Below are 19,428 nucleotides of genomic sequence, written 5' to 3'. Positions count from 1 at the left end.
GAAGCTTCGAGTGGAGATTTTTTGCTTCAGTACGATCAGAATACTTTTGAGCGCCGTGAGGCGAAACGGGAGAGCCAGGCGGAGCCTCGCCCCCGTCGTTCGACCCCACGCATGATCGCAATTGCCGTGGCAGCAGTTGTTGCAACCGCCGGATTGGTGGTCCCCGTCACCGCCGCATCGGCCGCCCCCAGCGTTGAACGCATCGCAGGGCCGGACCGCTACGCGACAGCCGTCGCCATTTCCAAATCAGCCTTCACGACGGCCCCAGTCGTGTACGTGGCCACGGGGGAGAGCTTTCCCGACGCGTTGTCCGCTGCCCCGGCAGCGGCGAAGCAGAACGGCCCCCTCCTCCTGACGCAGACGAAATCGTTGCCGGCGGCAGTCAAGAACGAGATCGCTCGTCTGAAGCCGAAGTCCATTGTGGTCGTTGGTGGCACGGGTGTGATCTCCGCCGCCGTCGAGGCGCAGCTGGGCAAGTTGGCGACAACCAAGCGAATCGGCGGCACCGACCGTTACGACACCTCGCGCAGGATTACCTCGCACGCCTTCCCGTCATCGACTACCGCATACATCGCCACCGGCAGGGACTATCCCGATGCACTCTCGGCCTCCGGCGCGGCCGGCTCGGCCAGCGCGCCCGTCGTGCTGGTTGATGGTAAGAGTGGCTCGGCGGGTTCGGCAACAACAGCGTTGCTGAAGAAGCTCGGGGTCAAGACGACCATCATTGCTGGCGGGACCGGTGTGGTCAGCGCTGGAGTTCAGGAATCGCTGACGCCTTATGGCGTGTCCCGCCAGTCCGGGTCGGACCGCTACCAGACCAGTGAGAAGCTCAACAAGAGCACTGCTAAGAAGGCCTCACACGCCTACCTGGCGACAGGAACCGCATTCCCTGACGCCCTCGCCGGAGCGGCCATTGCTGGCGCCAAGTCCAAGCCCCTATATGTCGTGCCCACCAACTGTGTGCCGGCCGGGACGAAGGCAGATATCTCCGGTTCAAGCGTGACGCTCTTGGGCGGCACCGGTGCACTGGGATCCGGAGTTGCAAAACTCACCTCGTGCTCACCGGCGAATCCGGGAACCACGAAGCCGGCGCCACCGGCCACTGAGCCGCCTGTAGTCGCGCCACCGGCGCAGTCAACTCGGCCCAATTCCAAAGAGCGTCCGTTCGCCGTACCCGGGCCGAACACGTCGTCGAAGAAGGTCTTCGCCCATTACTTCCCTCCCTACCCCATCTCGATGGACAACAAGCAACCAGACAGCGACTACTACACGGTCAACTACCTCAATCCGAATGGCGAGAAGGGGATCCACGCCGCATACGGAGGGTTGCTCCGGGATCGCCCAGTCAAGCAAGCGCCGGTCTCCGGTGATTGGAAGGCACTGAACCTCAAGAAAGAGGTTCAGCAGGCCGCGGACGCAGGAATCGACGGGTTCACTGTGGACATCATGAGCCTCACGGGCATGAACTGGGAGGCGACCGTGGGTCTGATGGACGCTGCCGCCAAATCCGGCCGGAACTTCACCGTCGTGCCGAACATCGATGTGACCGCGAGTGCGGGCAAAGCCACTCCCGCAGAGGTGGCCAAGAAGCTCGCCGAGTTGTACAAGTACTCGTCCGCACATAAGTTGCCGACGGGTGAGTACCTCCTGTCTTCGTTCAAGGCAGAGGGCCAGACCGTGGCCTGGTGGTCGAGCGTCATCAACACACTCTCCTCGACGTATAAGGTCAAGACGAAGTTCATTGCGGTTTTCCTGAATGCCAGCGACGCGAACATGAAGAGCTTCGCCCCGATCAGCTATGCATTCAGCAACTGGGGCGTGCGCACCCCGACGACCGTCCGTTCCACTCCGAACTATGTGGCGAAAGCCGCGGCATACGGGAAGAAGTGGATGGAACCGGTTGCGGTTCAGGATGCGCGTCCGCGCAACAGCATGTACGCCGAGTCCAACAATACGGAGACGTTGCGTGAGATGTGGAAGAGTGCCATTTCCAAGAATGCTGACTTCGTGCAGATGGTGACCTGGAACGACTACAGCGAGTCGACATCATTCGCCCCATCCGAGGCGCACGGTGGAGCATTTCTGGACATGAACGCGTTCTACGCGGCACAATACAAAACCGGCAACGCGACCAAGATCACTGGAGACGTTGTCTATGTGTCCCACCGCACGCACCCGCACGCTGCACGCCCTTCCCACGGAAACCAAGTCATGAAGCCGACATTGAGCGGGACGTCAACGTCGCCTCGTGACACGGTGGAAGTCATGACGATGTTGACCGCGCCAGCGACGGTGTCTGCTGTCATAGGCGGTAAGTCGTACACGGCCAACGCGCCGGCAGGAATCTCCACGGTGACCTTCCCGCTCGCAACGGGAACCGTGGCGGCAGACGTCATTCGCAGCGGTGTGAAGATTGCCAGTGTGAAATCGCCGCACAAGGTGGTGTCGAACCCCACGGTCCTCGACCTGCAGTACTTCGCCGCGAGCAGCCGCGAAGGCTAGGCCAGACCAGTAGTGAAGTGCGGCACCCCCACTCTGTTTGGGGGTGCCGTACTTGTCGCCCGGCGAAGTTTGTGGGCGTAGTGTTAGAGCCCTCTCCGGCGAAGGGCACTCGTGAATAGATCCACGCAGCCGAGTAAGGCCGCGACCCTGGTGAGACTCACCGCTGTCATCGTTGGGTTGATGATATTCGCCGGGATTTCCGGGTGCACCTCTTCGAAGGGTGAAATCGCTTCCGAGCACCGGGCAGAAATTGTTTCGTCGGATGAACTGCCGTTCGATCTTCCACCGATGGCTTCCGAGCAACCTCTGGTCTTTGCGCATTATTTTCCGCCGTATCCGATTTCGATCGACAACGAAGATCCAAAGTCGGACTATTACGAGCGGAACTATCTTCATCCGGACGGGGAGAGCGGCCAGCACAGTGAATACGGCGGCCTTCTCCGAGATCGGCCGGCAGCGCGATCGCCTCTGCCGGGTGACTGGCAACTGGCAGACATGGTCACCGAGATTCATCAGGCAGCGAGTATGGGAATCGACGGGTTCACCGTCGACATCTTGAGCCTGGACGGCTCCAATTGGGATCGCACGCTGCTGCTGATGAAAGCCGCAGTGGTTTCAGGAGAGAAATTCGTCGTCGTACCCAATCTCGATACCACGGCCAGTGCAGGCCGGGCAGATCCGGCGCTGATCGCTTCTCGCCTCGCAGAACTGTATTCAAGTTCGGCCGCGTACCGCCTTCCCTCAGGGGAGTATCTCCTGTCCTCTTTCAAAGCCGAGGGGCAGCCAGCGACTTGGTGGCAGGAGATTCAACAGATACTCGCGGAGAAGCACGGGGTCACAGTGGCGCTCATCGCAGTGTTCCTGAACGCAAGCGAGCAGAACATGGAGCAGTTTGCACCCATCAGCTATGCGTTTGGCAACTGGGGCCTGCGCACCGTCGACGGCATCCTGAGCGCACCGGATTACGCTGCTCAGGCGCACGAGTTAGGAAAGAAATGGATGGCCCCGGTGGCGATTCAGGATACTCGACCGCGCAACGGACTCTATGCCGAGGCAGACAACACTGAAACCCTCCGAGCCTCCTGGGACCGCGCAGTCACCGACAAGGCCGACATGGTGCAACTGATCACGTGGAACGATTACAGCGAGTCGACTTCATTCGCTCCGTCGATGGCGCATGGCTGGACTTTTCTCAAGCTGAACGCGTACTTCCTGGTTCAGTTCAAGACCGGTGAATACCCCGTCGTGAACCGAGACGCGGTATTCATCACGCACCGTATTCAGCCGTTCTCCGCCAACGGCGACGCCGCGACGTTGCCCATGAGCCCGACTCTCGGGGGAGCGACCACCCCTCCTCGAGACCAGGTGGAGGTTTTGGCCATGCTGACGGCACCCGCAACCGCCACAGTCAAACTTGGAACTGAATTGCACACGATGCAATTGCCGGCCGGCGAGACTGTCACTCTGTTTCCCCTGCCGATCGGAAGCGTGACGGTCGAGATTGTCCGCGACGGAACCACCGTATTGAAACTCGATTCGCCCTACGCGATTGTCGCCACCCCCAAAGTGCAGGACCTTCAGTACTATGCAGTCGACGGTGTGGCCCGGTGACTTGGGCTCAGGGTGGTGGCCTGCCCGACCGTGACGAGTGCAGTGGTGATCGTCCGCAACGGGTCACGTAGAGTCTCCGCCATGCGGCGATAGCCGGCAGCAGGACCGCCCCATGGGTCCTCGACGTCATCGGCCGAGCCGATGGAAGGCCCCGCAACGCCGCGAACCGCCGCGCACGCACGGACAAGTTCTTGCACTCGAGTACGCGGAGAATCGTCGTCGGATGTTGCAGGCTGGGCCACCAGGGCGAGACGCGCGAACTGCCGAATCGTGAAGGTTCGCGAATGAGCTCGTGGCACCATCTGCACGACAGCTGAGCGATGATTCGCGGACGCGGTGAGAACCAGATCGGCAGTTTCGATCATGTCGGGATTCAGCGCCTGTGCTCGAAAGTCCGCACCGTTGATGCCGTGCTCTGCGAGTAGTGCGAGGACGTCTTCCGCGGCGCCTCGGTCGACGACTGCCCTGGTTCCGGCCGACAAAACGCGGATTCCCGAGGCATGCTTGAGGCGGAGGTTCTCTCGCAGCGAGTATTCGGCATACGGCGAACGACAGATGTTGCCGGTGCACACGAAAAGCACGCACGCGTCATCAGAAGGCTCAGGGAGAGCGTCAAATACCAAAGGTCTGCCTCCTATCGGGTGTCGAGCCAGACTTTCAGTGATTCTATCGGGTGGCCCCTTCTTTGGCGAGTGATTTCTTGCTTGGCCGCTTCGGTCCTCTTCGGCCTTCGTCGGCCTGCGCATAGATCCTCTGGTACCGCCCCTTCATGGTGACCGGTGCCATATTCGCGATAACACCGAGCACCGGGGAACCGCTGACGGATAGGGCATCCACCGAACGCCTGAGTTCTCGCAACTCGACCTTTCCACAGCCGACGACGAGAATGGCGCCGCCAAAAATGCTGGCGACGATCGCCGCGTCAGTCACGGGGATCAGCGGCGGACAGTCGATTATGAGCACGTCGAAGCGATTGCGAAGTGTGTTGAAGAGTTTCTTCAACTGCGGTGAGCCCAGTAACTCGCTCGGGTTGGGCGGAATCTGGCCGCTGAGCAGAACCCGAAGGTTGTCAGGCCCCCACGGTTGCAGGCAGTCATCGAGTGATGCATCCTTTGCGAGCACCGTGGTAAGGCCGATACCGCCCTCAAGGTCAAGATAGGTGCCCAGGCTGGGCTTGCGAAGGTCGGCCTCCACCAGACACACCGATGTTCCCGTCGCTGCAAGAGCCGCCGCAAGATTGGCTGACGTGGTGCTTTTGCCTTCGCCCGGAATCGACGACGTCACGACAAAAACTTTGTGGGACTGTCCCGCGTGCAGAAAACGTAGGTTCGTGCGTATCTCGCGAAACTCTTCAGCTCGCACCGACGGGCCGCTGGAGTGAGAGATCAGCGGGCGATTCGGCGTCGCACGATCGAACGCAACGGAGCCGAGGACGGTCAGTCCCATGAGCTGTTTGATCTGGTCGGGTGTTCGCACCTTCGCCCCGACCATCTCTCGGACCACTATGAATCCGACTCCGAATGCCAACCCGAGGATGAGCGCGAGCGCGATCACCATTCTCGGCTTCGGGGCAGTCGGGATGGTCGGTGGCGTTGCGGTCTGAATTGTTCCCAGCCGTACCGGAGAGGAGCCGTCGCTGCGCTTGGAAACGAGGTCGGGAATCGTATTGGTCAGGCTGGTCGCGATGGCGTTGGCCGTTGCTGCTGCCCTGGCGGGGGAGGTGTCGGTGACGGAGATCGAGATGAGCGAGGTGTTGAGCGGAACAGATGCGGAAACTCGGCGCGCAAGTGCTTTCGAGGTGGTCTCCAGCCCCAAAGCCTCGATCACCGGGTCGAGGACGATTTCCCGGGTCGCCACCACGGCATAGTTTCGGGCCTGCTGTTGGGAGAAGTTGCTTCCCTGAACAAGATCACTGGTGTTGTCCGCGCCGACGGCCGAAACGAACAGCTCTGCATCAGCGGTGTACTCCGGGGTCGCAGTCAGTACGTAGGCGGAGCCGATCAGAACACCCAGCAGACCGAACGCGACGACGGTCATCCATCGACGATGGAGGAGCGCCCAGAACTGGCGTTGCTCCATCGCCTGCCCCCTTGACTCATGTCATCACCGGTCACTGGGCAGGTCACGGATCGTTGTTGCGCCCATGCAACCCACGAACCGCCAGCGGCGCTTCCCGGTGTGTCATCATATTCAGATGGCATTCTATCGGAGAATTTCGAGATCCAGTGCGTGGAAGTACGTGGGACTTGGACTTCTTGCAGCCTCCAGCGTGGCGATCGCGGCATTCGCCCTCGCCTCGTCGCCTCAGTCCGCCCAGCCGGAGCAGGCCTGGCCCACCATCCGTCCAGCCACGACGCGCCCGCTGGCCGTCTTCGTCGGGGACTCCTATTCCGCGGGGGTCGGGGCATCCGAGCAGAGCAAGCGATGGACCTCAGTCGTCTCTGCGGAAGAGGATTGGGAAGAGATAAACCTGGCCAACGGAGGTACCGGATATCTGCGCACGGCGAAGGAGGCGGGTTGCGGTAAGGCCTTCTGCCCCAATTACCAAGATGTCGTCGCCGCAGTCGTCAGAAACAACCCGGACATCGTGGTCGTCGCCGGCGGCCAGAACGATGTGGGAATGGATCTGAATGACGTTCGATCGGCGATCGAATCCACCTTCCGAACGATTCGACAGGAACTCCCGAACGTGAAGATCATCGCCGTCGGTCCGAGCGCTCCCGTTGCGGGCGACGACATCACCGCTATCGACAGTGAAGTGCGAAAGGCCGCCGCCGCAGTGAAGGCGACGTACATCAGCCTGCTTGATCCGCCGGTCCTGTCCAAGAGCATGTTCCTCACTGACGGCGCCCATGTCGGCGACGAGGGACACCTGGCGATCGCCGCGCGGGTCACCGAGAACCTGAAGTAGGTCGTGACGGCCATCGGAAGCCGGCCGCCTCGGATCCCCCGGGGCGATGCGGCGCGTGCGGCAGACACCCCGACAGGTCGTGTTCCTCAACTGCTCGGAGTTCTGGCCATTGCCGTACTTCTGGCTGCTGTGGTGCCTGCAATGCTGGTTGCGCAGGTGGAAGACGTCGGCCGCAGCAGTGCGTGGCTGTTGACGCTCGCCCTCACGGCGTGGGCGGGAGTGCGGTTGTCTGTAGCGATCGTCTCTGGGCGGGCGCTCCTCTTCGACTTTTTCTTCTGGCTCTTCACTTATATATTCATGGGTCTGGCTCCGACTGTGCAGCTGCGCAGCGGGCTGATCTCGCGAACAACTCCCGGTATCGATGAGGCCCTTGATCTGTCGACAGCCGTGCTGGTGTGGGTCGGAGTGATCTGCTACGAGATCGGGCGGATCTTGGCGATAGCCCGTGAACGTCGTCGTCGTCGACCCGCCCAGGCCGAACGGTTCCCCGCCGCGGCCCAACCGAAGCACTCCGATCCCGTCACGGCGGTCAGTGCAGTAAGAACCACGCTCCTGATCGTCGCGGGAGTGGCGGCAAGCGCCTTCTTCGTCTCTCGAATGGGCTTCAGCGCACTCTTCGGCTCCCGTGAGCTGGCCCAGGCAACGCGAGCGGCTCTCTGGCCAGACCCCGCCACCAGATCCGTGATCTATTCCCTCGCCATCTACCCGCTGCTTGTCGGCATCGGGTCCCTGTCACAATTGCGCAAGAAGGCCAGCCGTTCTGTCTCACGATGGTATCTCGTGCTGATGATGGCGGCGACGGCTCTGTTGTTGATTGTGGTGAACCCGCTGAGCAGTGCGCGTTACAGCCTAGGCACCGTGCTCTTCGCCCTGGTCGTCTACGCCGGGGCGGTCGTCTCGCCTGGAAGGGTTCGAATAACGCTTGCGGCCGTCGTCGTCGCTTTCGTATTCCTTTTTCCGATCGCTGACGCATTTCGAGGAACCACAGTCCAATTGGGCCGAGACAGCTTCTTCGGTGAGTACAAGGGCAACCCTGACTATGACGCGTTCTGGCAGATCGCGAATGCCTATTCCTACGTGCTTGATGGCCTGGTCGAGCCGGGGCGCCAGGCACTGGGCGTCATCCTGTTCTGGGTGCCGCGAGGGATCTGGCCCGACAAGCCCGTGGACACCGGCATTCTTCTGGCACAGTACCGTGGATACTCTTTTGACAATCTTTCGGCGCCGCTCTGGGCAGAGTTCCTGGTGAATGGCGGCCCGATCGTCCTTGCCCTGGGGTTCATTCTGGTGGGGTACTTTCTGCGGGTCATGGACTCCAAACTGCTGCCCGCGATCCAGCGGGCTGGGCACTGGGCAATCGTCGGGGCGATCTTCCCCGTCTACATGACTATCCTTTTGCGAGGCTCACTACTGCAGGCGACGGGTGCCGTTGCCGTGACCATCTTCTGCCTGCTGATTGTCAGGCAGCGGGCCCGACCGATTGCCCCGCCTGACCCGATCAGCGCGAATAGGCCCGCTCCAGCTGATGGCCAACGGCCGTCATCCCAAGACGCTGACGAGTGACCCGTGCTCCGGTGGCGCCCAATTCTCGGGCACGATCAGGGTCGCGGAGCAGTGAGGTCACGGCGGCGACGAGGGAGCTGAGCGAATCGTCCACAACAACGCCGCACTTCTCGTCGTCGACCAAGGGCGCCAGACCACAGCTGTCTGTTATCACCACGGGGACGCCCAATGACATGGCTTCCAGTACTGACATCGGGAATGGCTCGTCCACCGAGGGCAGAACGTAGATCGTCGCACGGGAAATTCGCTCCACCGCGGCATCGGGACTGATCGCGCCCTCCCACTCGATATCGACTCCGTCGGAGTCGCGGATCGCTTCGGCGACTCGTGAACCCTGGCCTTCGTCGGGGCCGACAAGTCGAAAGCGCACGTCGGGAAACTCAGGACCAACACGTTTCGCCATCTCGACGAACTCAATCGGTCTCTTTCGCTCCGCAAGTCGGGCCAAATACAGGACCTCGACCCCCGGTGGGGTTGGGTACACCCGGGGGACGGGCACTCCGTTGCCGAGTTGTTCAAGCTTCAGCGCCGAACCGCCGACCTGGGGCAATTCATTCTTTTCTCGTTCAGTCAGGTAGAAGATCCTCTTCGCGTCACGGAGGACACGCCGAGTGAGCCACGCGTCCAGGGGGCGAGCCAGCATCCTTTCCGTCGGGGTGATCATCCCGTGTGTCTGCACCACGTAGGGGATTCCTCTGCGGCGCACCCAATCAGCAGCCGGCAATGTGACGAGGTCGCGAGCGGCGTGGATATGCACCACATCGACGTTGCGCGTGAGCCGAGCGAGTCGTCGATGAAGTCCGGGTGCGGCCAAGCCGGCGAAACCGATGCCCGGCAGCAGCGTTCGCGCCGGATACAGTGCTGCCGGAACTCCTTCGAGCTCGGTTGGTCGCCCAGCTTCGTATCCACGGGCGGAGCCGGCGAGCAACACTTCGTGGCCGAGCCGGCGAAGCTCGATGGCCTGATTGACGGCCACACGCACCGGCCCACCATATTCCCCCAAGGGACTGACCAGGGTCACGATCGAAAGGATGCGCACTCACCGCTCCGTTCGCGGCGGCCTGGAACTCGGACGGGGGGCGTGCATCACTGTTCCCGGGGGAATGATTCCAGCCACCAGCGTGCACGCTCCGATCACACTGTCGTGACCGACGGTGGAGCCACGCAATACGGTGGCCCGAGCGGCGATCCACGCGCCATCCTCGACGATTATCGGCCCATTGTCGAATTCAAAAGTGGGCGAGTGACGATCATGGCTTCCTGTGCAGAGCAGCACCTCCTGGGAGATGCAGACGTCACTGCCGATCGTGACCGGCTCCAGGTTGAGAATCCACGCTCCGTCACCAATCCATGTCCCGTCGCCAATACGGAGCTTCCACGGCCAATGGATTCGAACCCGCTGTCGGATCACCACATTCTTGCCGATCTCGGCGCCGAAGAATCGCAGGATGGTTGCCCTCACCCCGGGTGGACACCACCATCGAACGACGACGAGCCCGGAGATCAACTGCCAGGCGACCTGCCACAACGCGTTTCGGCCGCGGTCATACCCAGCTCCGCTAAATCCCGTCAGATCGCGACGCAGGAACGGTTTGTCTAGCGGCAGTTGGGCAGAAGCGGTCGTCTCAGGTGCGGGCGTGGCTTCAGGACCGGGGACTCCCATACACGTCAGTGTACGCATTCGCGCTCTGGGTCGTGAGCGAATGGGCAGCCCCGTCGAGTTCGTGCCCGCGAATGCTAGGTTGTTCGCATGAACGCCATGTCGGCAGCACCGTCACCCAGAAGCGGATGGTATCGATGCTGAGCGTTCCACGAGTACTTCGCCGAATCCCGCTCCGGCGTGCAGGTGCAGGCTTGGGCAAAGTCTTCGGATTCGGGCTTTCGATGCTCTTTCTGGCGGTCGCATCGCTTGCGACGATTCCGGCGATGGTGGCAGCCAGCGGACCGGCTGCATGGGGAATGATTGCCGCCGGTCAAGCGATCGGTAGTATCGCGGCGGTAGGTATCGCTTACGGCTGGGAATTGTCCGGGCCAGCGGTGATCGCCAGAGCTGACGCAGAAGGAAGGCTCCGCGAGTATGTCGAGTCGGTCATCTGCAAGCTCATCCTCTGTCTGCCGATCGCTGGGGTGGCTTTCGGATTGGCGTGGCTCATCGGTCGAGATCTTGCTCTCTTCGCCGGGGTCGGCGCGCTCTCGACGGCGAGCATCGGTCTCACATCGAGTTGGTTCTTTGTCGGGCGTGCCCGACCATTCGCGCTTCTCCTGTGTGAAACCCTCCCGCGGGTTACCGGAACCGCTGTGGGAATTGTTTTCATGCTCGCGGGCTCGAGCGCACTGATCGGGGTTTTATGGCAGCTGGCCGGAATGCTCGCCGCATTTGTCGTGAGTTTCTGTTGGATCGTCAGACCGTGGCGGATGCACGCGCTCCGGGCGGTTCGCCGCCGACCGATTTCTGCAGTCTTCTGGGCACAGCGGAACGGCCTGGCAACGAGTATCACGACCGCAACCTACGGGGCCGCCCCGATTGCCATTGTGACAATTTTCGCGCCCGGAGTGCAACCGATCTACGCAGTGCTCGACAAGGTGCAACGTCAGGTCAATGTGGGCCTCAGCCCGCTCACCGCAGTGATCCAGGGTTGGGTTCCCCGAGCACCTCGCGGACGATTGCCGGTGCGCGTTCGACAGGCGATCTCCTTCTCCGTCGTGTTCGGCGTGATTCTGAGTGTCGGAATGTTCATTGTCGCGCCGGAGCTGATCGGATGGCTGGGCAGCGGACAAATCCATCCGAGCCCGTTGGCATTGGCGCTCATGTCGGCCATCACCGGCATGGTCGTGATCGAGTCCACCGTGAGCAAGGCGTGCCTCTCTGCACTCGGTCGGCTCGACGTGGCAGCCCGCGCCACCGTCACGGGTCTCATTGTGGGACTGCCCCTGGTGGCACTGGGAGCTGTGCTCTGGGGTGCCGAAGGCGCATTGGCGGGGATCATCTCGGGATTGACTGTTCGGCTCGGGATCGAGATCATTTCGCTAGCGCGAAGCGGACTCTTCACTCGCGAAGATGCCGGATCTTCAACGATGCAAGTGGAGGAATCATGAACAGGCTGAGAGTTGGGGCCCAATCCCTGCTGTGGTTGTTGCCTTCGAGCAAGGTCAAGAACTGGCTGTTACGCCGGGTCGGGCACCGCATTCATCCGACCGCAATCGCACGAAGCTGTCTCGTGATCAACGTCAATATGTTCTCGATGGGGCCAGGAAGTCGAATCGGCGGTTGGAACGCGATAAAGAACCTTCACGAGGTCTCATTGGGAACTGATGCGACCATCGGACGCTTCAACACGATCACCGCAAACCAGGTTTTCGCCCGGCTCTACCAGGGCGGTGCAAGGTTGACTCTCGGTGCGCACTCATACGTGACGAGTCGGCACCGGCTCGACTGCTCTGGATCGGTTCATGTGGGTGAATACGCAAGTGTGGCCGGCCACTCCACGACGATTTTGACCCATAGTATCGACCTTCGTCGTGACGCCCAGGCGGCATATCCGGTCACTATCGGGGAACGCAGCTTTCTCGGCACCAGCTGTATTCTCCTGGGAGGCGCCGAAATGCCGGCGGATTCGGTTCTCGGAGCTGGTTCGGTTCTGACACGAAGCCGCGAGGTGCGTGCCCCCGGGCTATGGGCAGGAGTGCCAGCAACGCATCGGGGGCCGACGGAAGGGTCGTGGTTCACGCGCTCCGTGACCGGTACTCGCCGCGTGTACATCCCGGCAACAGGTGAGACTGTGGAAGACGCGTTCTGACTCAGTCATCCGCGGGTTTGATGATCGAGCGGAATGTATTCACCGCTTCATCTTCTGACAGGTATTGTTCCTTGAACAATCGACCGGCTTGTCCGTAGGAACGGCTCAAATCGCTATTACGGGCAAGCGCTGTGGCCGCATCCAGAAGGTCTTGTGGTTGCGCCGCATCCACCCTTACCCCGGCTGCCGCCCTTTCCAACTCTTCAGCGGTGATGCTCGACCTGTCCGTGGCCACGATGACCGGCAGCCCCGTATTGAAGTAGGAAGTCAATTTGCTCGGCACACACATTTCGGTGAGGCCCGGCCGCTCGTTCACCAACAGGATGTCGGCGGCCGCGAGCGTCTCCTCGAACTCGCCGTCAGGCAGGGGATCGATGAATTGAAGCCGGGAGTTCGCTCCCATGTCCTGTAGCGCGCGTCGTCGATTACCGTCACCGAGCAGGACAAAGCGAATGGGGGATTCAACTTCCGCGGCCAGCCGAGACGCATGCACCACATTTTCCAGACCCTGCTTCGCTCCCATGTTGCCCGCATGCAGCACTACAGTCTCGTGTGGCGTCCAGCCGTGCGAGTCGCGCACCTCTGAGCGATTTTCTCCGTTCGGGTCCGAGATGTGTGACCAGTTGCGTACCACGTGAACCTTGCTCGCATCGATCCCGAGTTCATCGACGAGGTATCGCTTGAATCGTTCATGGATCACAATGACGCCAGATGCCGAGCGCAGAGTGGTGCCTTCGATCAGGCGTAAGATACGCCCAGCAGCTTTGCCGCCGGTTCCTGACTCGGACACACCGAGACTGTAGATGTCCTGCACCCAGATGAACCCTCGGACGCGGAGAATTCGTGCTTTGAGCGCGGCCAAAGCAGTCGAGAACAAAGCCGGGCTCACCATCACCACGACATCTGCGCGTCCCCAGCGGGACACGATGGCGCGCATTCCGAAAACGAGTTCCATGAGCAGGCGATTCGCGAGTCCGGGCCGTGCCGGAACATAATGGCGAACCCGCCGAATGCGGACTCCAGCCAGGTTCTCCGTGATAGATGATCCCGAGTACCCCGGACTGATACGCCACTGGGGGTAGTGGGGAAACCCAGTGATCACTCGTACATGGTCGCCAGTGCGCACCAACCCCTCCGCCATTCCGGCGGTATAGGGGGCAATCCCCGTGGGTTCTGGGGCATAGTTGATGCCGATGAAAGTGATCTTCACTCTGGTCTCGCTCTCGGTCGCTCCGTGATTCCGCGCCAGGCGGGAGTGGACCCAGGCGGGCGCACAAACCCCCCGTGACCGTTTGTCATGTCCTGGAAAGGCCGTATTCAACGCTCGATCTCGGCGGTCCCACCGGAGTCTACAACCCTCGGGGAGAAAGACCCATCCCCCAAAAATGGTCTGATTCAGAGCTCATTCATGCTTATAGACTGTGGGGCGAACTGCGAGAATGCTCATTTTGGTGGCCTGAACGGGCTCAGGGGCGTCCAGTCCTTGTCAGTACCCGACCGGCAGGGATCGCAGCAGGAGGAGACTTTTCCCGATGTCGATTGAAACTGATTTTGTCCAAGCCAACCCGGAGTCGATCGAAGCCAGACCCCTGAAGAAGGCGTTCGACTTCGACGTGTGCATCATCGGGACAGGACGGGTCGGCCTTCCTCTGGGACTGTCCTTTCTCGGCGCTGGCCTCCGATCAGTCGGCATTGACGTTGACGAGCAGTTGCGCGAAGAGGTGAATCAGGGCCGGATGCCATTCTCTGAACCGGGATACGACGAGTTGGTTGCCAGGCGCGACTTCCAGGTGCTGGGCGATCCCTCAACAGTCTCTCGGTCCTCCGCGGTGATCATCACTGTGGGGACCCCATTGCACAATCACATCGAAACCGACCTTTCTCAGATCGAACGGGTGCTGGGGCAGATAGCCCCGCATCTGCGCGCCGGCCAACTGGTGTGTCTGCGTAGCACCGTGGCGCCGGGGACGACCGAGTTCGTGCGCAAATGGCTCGAGCGCCACACCGAGTTCCGTATCGGAGTCGATCTGTATCTGGCCTTCTGCCCGGAACGAATCGCCGAGGGGAAGGCGTACAAAGAGTTGCACAGCCTGCCGCAGATCGTCGGCTTCACCGACGACGAGAGCGGAATGCGGGCTATGGCGCTGTTTGGGCGATTGACCGAGGAGGTTCTGCCGACCGACTTCGTTACGGCAGAACTCGTAAAGCTCTTCAACAACATCCTTCGCTACGTTCATTTTGCGCTCGCCAATCAATTCACCATGATTGCTGACGACTTCGGTGCCAATATTTATGAGGCGCAACGACTTGCGAACTACAAGTACCCACGTTCTTTTCTGGCGTCTCCCGGATTCACCGCCGGGACCTGTCTGCGAAAAGACTTCGGCATGATCAATGAGTGGAGCGCCTACCCGGACATGCTCTTGTCCGCGTGGAAGCTGAACGAGTTCATGCCGGCGTTCCTGGTTGAGAACCTGTTGAAGAGAACGTCGTTGCATGACAAGCGGGTTGCAGTGCTCGGGTTCACTTTCAAGGCGGGCACCGATGACCTGCGCGACAGTCTTGCGCCCAAGCTCTGGCGATATATTCATCGGCAGTTGCCGTTGGAGATCCGAATCTCTGAACGCCATGTTCCCGACCCGATTCCGGAACCGAGTGTCGGATCCCCTCGTAATTGGAGCGTCGACGACGCGCTCGATGATGTCGACATCGTCTTCGTGGCCACCAACCACGACGGATACCGCGAGGCTTTGATCTCACTGGGCAAAAGATCTCCGGATACGTGGGTCGCGGATCTCTGGAATGTGGGCGAGGTCGACCAGATCTTCTACCAGGCCGGCCGACTGACCGAGGAGATCGCGAAATGAAGGTTCTGGTGACCGGCGGAAGCGGATTCGTCGGCGCCGCCCTGTGCGCTGACCTTGTGCAGCAGGGCCACCATGTTGTGGCATTTGACAACAATTCGCGCGGTCACGCACGGAGGCTGGCCGGTCTGGGCGACGGAATCGAGTTCATCCAAGGTGATGTTCGCGATGCTGACCAGGTTCGCGCCGCCACGAGGGGCTGCGAGGTGGTCTGGCACCTGGCCTACATCAACGGAACCCGGTTCTTCTATGAGCGACCGGATGAGGTGCTTGAGGTCGGCATCAAAGGTGCTTTGAACACGATCGACGCCGCGCTTTCTGAAGGGGTTCGTCGGTACGTCCTCGCTTCGACCAGCGAAACATATGTGGAACCGTCGAAGGTGCCCACGGACGAGTCCGAGATGTTGAAGATTCCTGACGTCACCAACCCTCGGTTCAGCTACGGCGGAGGCAAGATCACGAGCGAATTGCTGACGCTTCATCTAGCGGCCAAACGAGGTCTGGAAACAGTGATCTTCAGGCCGCACAATTTCTATGGCCCTGACATGGGCGTGGAACACGTCATCCCGGAGATAACTCGACGCATCGTGGAAATGAGCGATGGTTTGAAACTCCGAGCGGTTGACCTTCCCATTCAGGGCGATGGTTCCGACACCCGCTCGTTCTGTTTCATCTCCGATGGATCGCGCGGAGCACTGATTGCCGGAGACCGAGGCGCCAGTGGCGAGATCTATCACGTTGGTACCGATCATGAGGTCAAGATCGCGGACCTTGTACGGCTGATCGGCGAGAGCCTGGGAGTCACAGTGACTCTGGTTCCGGGGGTGAAGCCCCCTGGTGGAACTTCTCGGCGGTGCCCAGACATAACCAAATTGCGCGGCCTCGGCTTCGAGCCCGGCGTGAGCCTGGAGGATGGCGTCGGCCAGACTGCGAAGTGGTACGCAGACGACTTCCTCGGCAGCAATATCGCCGAAGTGGCGCATCGTGACTGAACCCGGTCTGTCCGGTCGCACCGTTCTTGTGACCGGTGGGCGCGGTTTCCTGGGTCGGCACGTGTGCCAGCAACTCGAGGCCGCCGGTGCAATAGTGGTTGCGATCGGCAGTGGTGACTACGATTTGACGGAGCAGAGTGAGGTTCGTCGGATGTTTTGCGAGGTGAATCCGTCGATCGTGGTCCATGCGGCGGCGGCGGTGGGAGGGATCGGCGCAAACGTGGCCAACCCCGGCTACTTCCTGTATGCCAATGCGCTGATGGGGCTCATGGTCCTCGAAGAGGCTCGCCTGCACGGCGTCGATCGGTTCGTGCTTGTCTCCACCACGTGCGCGTATCCTCGGGACGCGCCGCTGCCGCTGAGCGAGGACGACGTGTGGCTGGGGGCGCCCGTTGGGGCGACAGGGCCGTACGGAATGGCCAAGCGGTTGTTGCACGAGGCGTGCGCCACCTATCAAGCCCAGTACGGTTTCAGCAGCGTAGTGCTGATGCTGGCAAACCTCTATGGGCCCGAGGACAACTTCGACGATGACTCGAGTCACGTGATTCCGGCGCTCATCAAACGTTACGTGTCGGCAAACGGCGAGGGCTCCGCGGTGACCAACTGGGGGACTGGGCGCGCCACGCGTGAGTTCTTGCACGTGACGGATGCTGCACGCGCGATAGTCCTCGCCTGCACTGCCGACGTCGGCCCGCAACCCATGAATATCGGTACCGGCGTCGAAACTTCAGTGGCGCAGATCGCGCAGCATGTGCAGGACGCGGTCGGCTATACCGGGGAGGTCAGCTGGGACCACTCAAAGCCCGAGGGTCAGCCGAGGCGGTATCTGGACGTGACGCGTGCCCGAGACGGTCTCGGTTTTGAAGCTGCGGTGCCATTGAGCGAAGGGATTCCGGAAACAGTGAGCTGGTTCATCCGGTCCCAGAAGCAGTGATGCGCGCACTCACAGAGCGAACAGGTTTCCGGTCACCCGCGCAATTCGTGGAACCACTTGCGCAGGAGGAGAATCATGATCCCGATATTCGCCACGAGCAGCAAAGTGTAAACAGGTAGGTAGACAGGCGGCCAGGCAAAGAGCAGGAAGCTCACTGCGAGGATGCCGTAATCGGCTGGCAGCAACGCGATGGCCCGAACAATTGATGGCGGGCGGGGTTCCGGTGATGCAACTGTGGGCTGGGCCCTTTTGAGCAGGTCGACGAGGAGGCCGCCGGCGAAGATCACCGTTGCGACCACTTGGAACAGCAGAGGTGCCAGGTACCACCACGGCGAGGTGTCGACATACAGGAACAGCGCCACCAACACGCAGGCGTGCACCGAAACGTGTTTACCGGCATCCACCACGTGATCGAGCCATTCGCCGGCCGGTGATCCGCTCTTCGTGAGGCGTGCCACTTGGCCGTCGGCGGAGTCCAGGGCGAACCCGAGCACAAGCAGGAGCACAACACCGGCAGAACGTGCCACGGAGGGCGGCCCAGTCACCAAAAGGGCCAACCCGAGCAGAGTTACTATGGCTGAAGCCGCGGTCACCTGATTGGGCGACATCCCGACTGTGTGGCATGCGGCGGCCAGAAATCTGCCGAGCGGGCGGTTCACGTAGCGTGAATACAGGGAGACGCCGCGTTGCGGCTTCTGTGACGACTCCAGATCCTTCAATGCCTGCGTGAATACACTCATCTGCGCTTCCCCATCTCAGCCCGTGGTCGCTCCATCATCAACGATAGTTGAGAATTTCTTGTAACTCTTTCGGGGGGCTTGTGCGCGGGCGGGCAACTCAGTATCGTTCGTTCTGATCCATAGTATTTGGTAGTCCGGAATTCCCGTTCTGCGCTGCCAAGCCGTGGTCGATGACCGCATTTCGCTCGCAGTCGTTGTTCTCCTCACTTTGGAGAGGCTGCATACCCGAGAGATAGATCGCATGCGCAAAACAATGGTGGTTTTGGCGACCGCAGCAATGGTTTCCGGCCTCGTCCTCGCCGTCCCGACAGTGCAAGCCGCTTCGGCTATCTCGGAGGGGGTGCATTTCAGTGCCGATGACCTTCCCACGTGGCGCACCAACGGCACCGTCTGGGCGCTCGGTCAGGCCCATGGCAAGGTGGTCGCCGGTGGCACCTTCTCGCAGGTCCTGCCGCCGAACGGCGGTTCAGGCACCCCGCTCAACCTGAACGGGCTGGTGATCCTCGACGCCGACACGGGGGCGCCCTCCTCGTGCCAGATGTCGCTGGCCATGGTCGGGGGAACCCCCACAATCCGCACGGCCGTCACGTCACCAGACGGCAACACCGTTTACATCGGGGGCAATTTCAGCCACGTCAATGGCGTCGTGGCGCTGAGGGCCGCAGCCATCGACCCGGTGACCTGCACGGTGAAGCCGTTCAGGCCCAAGAACATCTCGTCGTTTGTCTACGGACTGTCCGTCACGGAGAACACGGTCTACATGTCCGGCTCGTTCACGTCGGTGGACGGGCAGCAGCGGCAGCGTTTTGCCGCGGTCAATGCGACAACGGGCGACCTGCTTCCGTGGGTTGCCGATGCGGACGCGACCGGTTGGGCGGTCCAGGCCTCGCCCGACCGGACGAAAGTGGCCATCGGTGGCGATTTCTTCTATGTCAACGGCCAGGACTCGCACTCCATTGCCGTTGTTGACGCCGTCACAGGTAACAACATCAGAAACTACCCGCTCGGGTTCATCACGAGAACTTCCATCACGAAGGTGATTTCCACTGATCAATCGGCATTCTATGTGGGCAATGAGGGCACGGGCGGCGGGGTGTTCGACGGCAGCTTCAAGGTGGACTGGAACACCCTGGACCAGGTGTGGCGGGACAACTGTCTCGGGGCGACCCAGGTGATCCTGCCTTACAAAGGAACACTGTACGAGGCACACCATCACCACGACTGCAACTCACAGAACGAGTTCCCAGACGGCAAGCGGATTTACCTCTCGGCCAATAATCCTGCAGATTCGCAGATGTATGGTTGGTTCCCCACGCTCAATGACGGGGTCGGCGAGCACATCGGACCGCGTGCCCTCGTCGTCTCCACCGGCAGGACGACGGGCAAGGACTATCTGTGGGTTGGTGGCGAGTACACGCTTGTGAATGGCAAGTCGCAGCAGAGCCTGACCCGCTTCGGACCCGACGACACCGGGTTGCCGCCCACGGTTCTGCCGGCGGCCGAGGCCATGTCGA

General features: G+C 61.2%; 15 protein-coding genes and 1 pseudogene. 10 read left to right on the top strand and 6 right to left on the bottom strand.

All coding sequences use genetic code 11. From position 1 onward, the window contains the following. The first annotated feature begins 111 nt into the window (after window positions 1-111). Together DL891_RS15170 and DL891_RS15165 are read left to right on the top strand one after the other, a co-directional pair. Window positions 112-2,502: an endo-1,3-alpha-glucanase family glycosylhydrolase gene (locus DL891_RS15170; protein WP_111721303.1), complete on the top strand. Its 2,391-nt coding sequence runs from the start codon at window positions 112-114 to the stop codon at window positions 2,500-2,502. A gap of 288 nt (window positions 2,503-2,790) precedes the next feature. Then, window positions 2,791-4,113 carry a glycoside hydrolase family 71 protein gene (locus DL891_RS15165; protein ID WP_157962548.1) on the top strand — a complete coding sequence of 441 codons (1,323 nt, stop codon included), beginning with the start codon at window positions 2,791-2,793 and terminating at the stop codon, window positions 4,111-4,113. Here the strand turns inward: DL891_RS15165 and DL891_RS15160 are convergent. After that, complete coding sequence (locus DL891_RS15160) at window positions 4,086-4,736, bottom strand: hypothetical protein (RefSeq protein ID WP_157962547.1); 651 nt, start codon at window positions 4,734-4,736, stop codon at window positions 4,086-4,088. The genes DL891_RS15165 and DL891_RS15160 overlap by 28 nt on opposite strands. Before the next feature lie 43 nt (window positions 4,737-4,779). Further along, complete coding sequence (locus DL891_RS15155; RefSeq protein ID WP_111721300.1) at window positions 4,780-6,192, bottom strand: polysaccharide biosynthesis tyrosine autokinase; 1,413 nt, start codon at window positions 6,190-6,192, stop codon at window positions 4,780-4,782. A 160-nt stretch (window positions 6,193-6,352) separates the two neighbouring features. On the opposite strand from DL891_RS15155, the gene DL891_RS15150 reads away from it, so the two are divergent. Further along, window positions 6,353-7,024, top strand: coding sequence for an SGNH/GDSL hydrolase family protein (locus DL891_RS15150; RefSeq protein WP_157962546.1), 672 nt, complete (start codon window positions 6,353-6,355; stop codon window positions 7,022-7,024). Between the two features lie 3 nt (window positions 7,025-7,027). Further along, window positions 7,028-8,587 carry a hypothetical protein gene (locus DL891_RS15145; protein ID WP_111721298.1) on the top strand — a complete coding sequence of 520 codons (1,560 nt, stop codon included), beginning with the start codon at window positions 7,028-7,030 and terminating at the stop codon, window positions 8,585-8,587. Here the strand turns inward: DL891_RS15145 and DL891_RS15140 are convergent. Then, window positions 8,523-9,626, bottom strand: coding sequence for a glycosyltransferase (locus DL891_RS15140; RefSeq protein WP_111721297.1), 1,104 nt, complete (start codon window positions 9,624-9,626; stop codon window positions 8,523-8,525). The two genes, DL891_RS15145 and DL891_RS15140, sit on opposite strands and share 65 nt — an antisense overlap. Continuing rightward, entirely contained in the window at window positions 9,627-10,250 is a 624-nt protein-coding gene (locus DL891_RS15135; RefSeq protein ID WP_111721296.1) for a putative colanic acid biosynthesis acetyltransferase, read from the bottom strand. It abuts the gene before it with no gap. A gap of 191 nt (window positions 10,251-10,441) precedes the next feature. Between DL891_RS15135 and DL891_RS15130 the strand changes: the two genes are divergently transcribed. Together DL891_RS15130 and DL891_RS15125 are read left to right on the top strand one after the other, a co-directional pair. Next, window positions 10,442-11,683, top strand: a complete 1,242-nt coding sequence (locus DL891_RS15130; protein ID WP_157962545.1) for a lipopolysaccharide biosynthesis protein — start codon at window positions 10,442-10,444, stop codon at window positions 11,681-11,683. Next, window positions 11,680-12,384, top strand: coding sequence for a DapH/DapD/GlmU-related protein (locus tag DL891_RS15125; RefSeq protein WP_111721294.1), 705 nt, complete (start codon window positions 11,680-11,682; stop codon window positions 12,382-12,384). The genes DL891_RS15130 and DL891_RS15125 overlap by 4 nt, the downstream gene beginning before the upstream one ends. A gap of 1 nt (window position 12,385) precedes the next feature. Here the strand turns inward: DL891_RS15125 and DL891_RS15120 are convergent, their stop codons facing one another. After that, window positions 12,386-13,594, bottom strand: coding sequence for a glycosyltransferase family 4 protein (locus tag DL891_RS15120; RefSeq protein ID WP_198668944.1), 1,209 nt, complete (start codon window positions 13,592-13,594; stop codon window positions 12,386-12,388). 322 nt (window positions 13,595-13,916) lie between these two features. Here DL891_RS15120 and DL891_RS15115 point away from each other — a divergent pair, with 322 nt between their 5' ends. Genes DL891_RS15115 through DL891_RS15105 form a run of 3 tightly spaced genes read left to right on the top strand, consistent with a single transcriptional unit; the run spans window position 13,917 to window position 17,174 of the window. Then, complete coding sequence (locus DL891_RS15115) at window positions 13,917-15,251, top strand: nucleotide sugar dehydrogenase (protein WP_111721293.1); 1,335 nt, start codon at window positions 13,917-13,919, stop codon at window positions 15,249-15,251. Beyond that, window positions 15,248-16,240, top strand: coding sequence for an NAD(P)-dependent oxidoreductase (locus DL891_RS15110; protein ID WP_111721292.1), 993 nt, complete (start codon window positions 15,248-15,250; stop codon window positions 16,238-16,240). The genes DL891_RS15115 and DL891_RS15110 overlap by 4 nt, the downstream gene beginning before the upstream one ends. Further along, the gene (locus DL891_RS15105) at window positions 16,233-17,174 is read left to right on the top strand and encodes an NAD-dependent epimerase/dehydratase family protein (RefSeq protein ID WP_157962544.1); all 942 of its coding nucleotides are present in this window, start codon (window positions 16,233-16,235) and stop codon (window positions 17,172-17,174) included. The genes DL891_RS15110 and DL891_RS15105 overlap by 8 nt, the downstream gene beginning before the upstream one ends. 32 nt (window positions 17,175-17,206) lie before the next feature. Here the strand turns inward: DL891_RS15105 and DL891_RS15100 are convergent, their stop codons facing one another. Beyond that, window positions 17,207-17,914 carry a CDP-alcohol phosphatidyltransferase family protein gene (locus DL891_RS15100; protein WP_111721290.1) on the bottom strand — a complete coding sequence of 236 codons (708 nt, stop codon included), beginning with the start codon at window positions 17,912-17,914 and terminating at the stop codon, window positions 17,207-17,209. 241 nt (window positions 17,915-18,155) lie between these two features. Between DL891_RS15100 and DL891_RS15095 the strand changes: the two are divergent. After that, window positions 18,156-19,428 (top strand): annotated as a pseudogene (locus DL891_RS15095) (hypothetical protein); the annotation flags it as partial.

The organism is Homoserinimonas sp. OAct 916 (genome assembly GCF_003260275.1).
GTDB lineage: Bacteria > Actinomycetota > Actinomycetes > Actinomycetales > Microbacteriaceae > OACT-916.
This window is presented reverse-complemented; position numbering and strand designations above follow the sequence as displayed.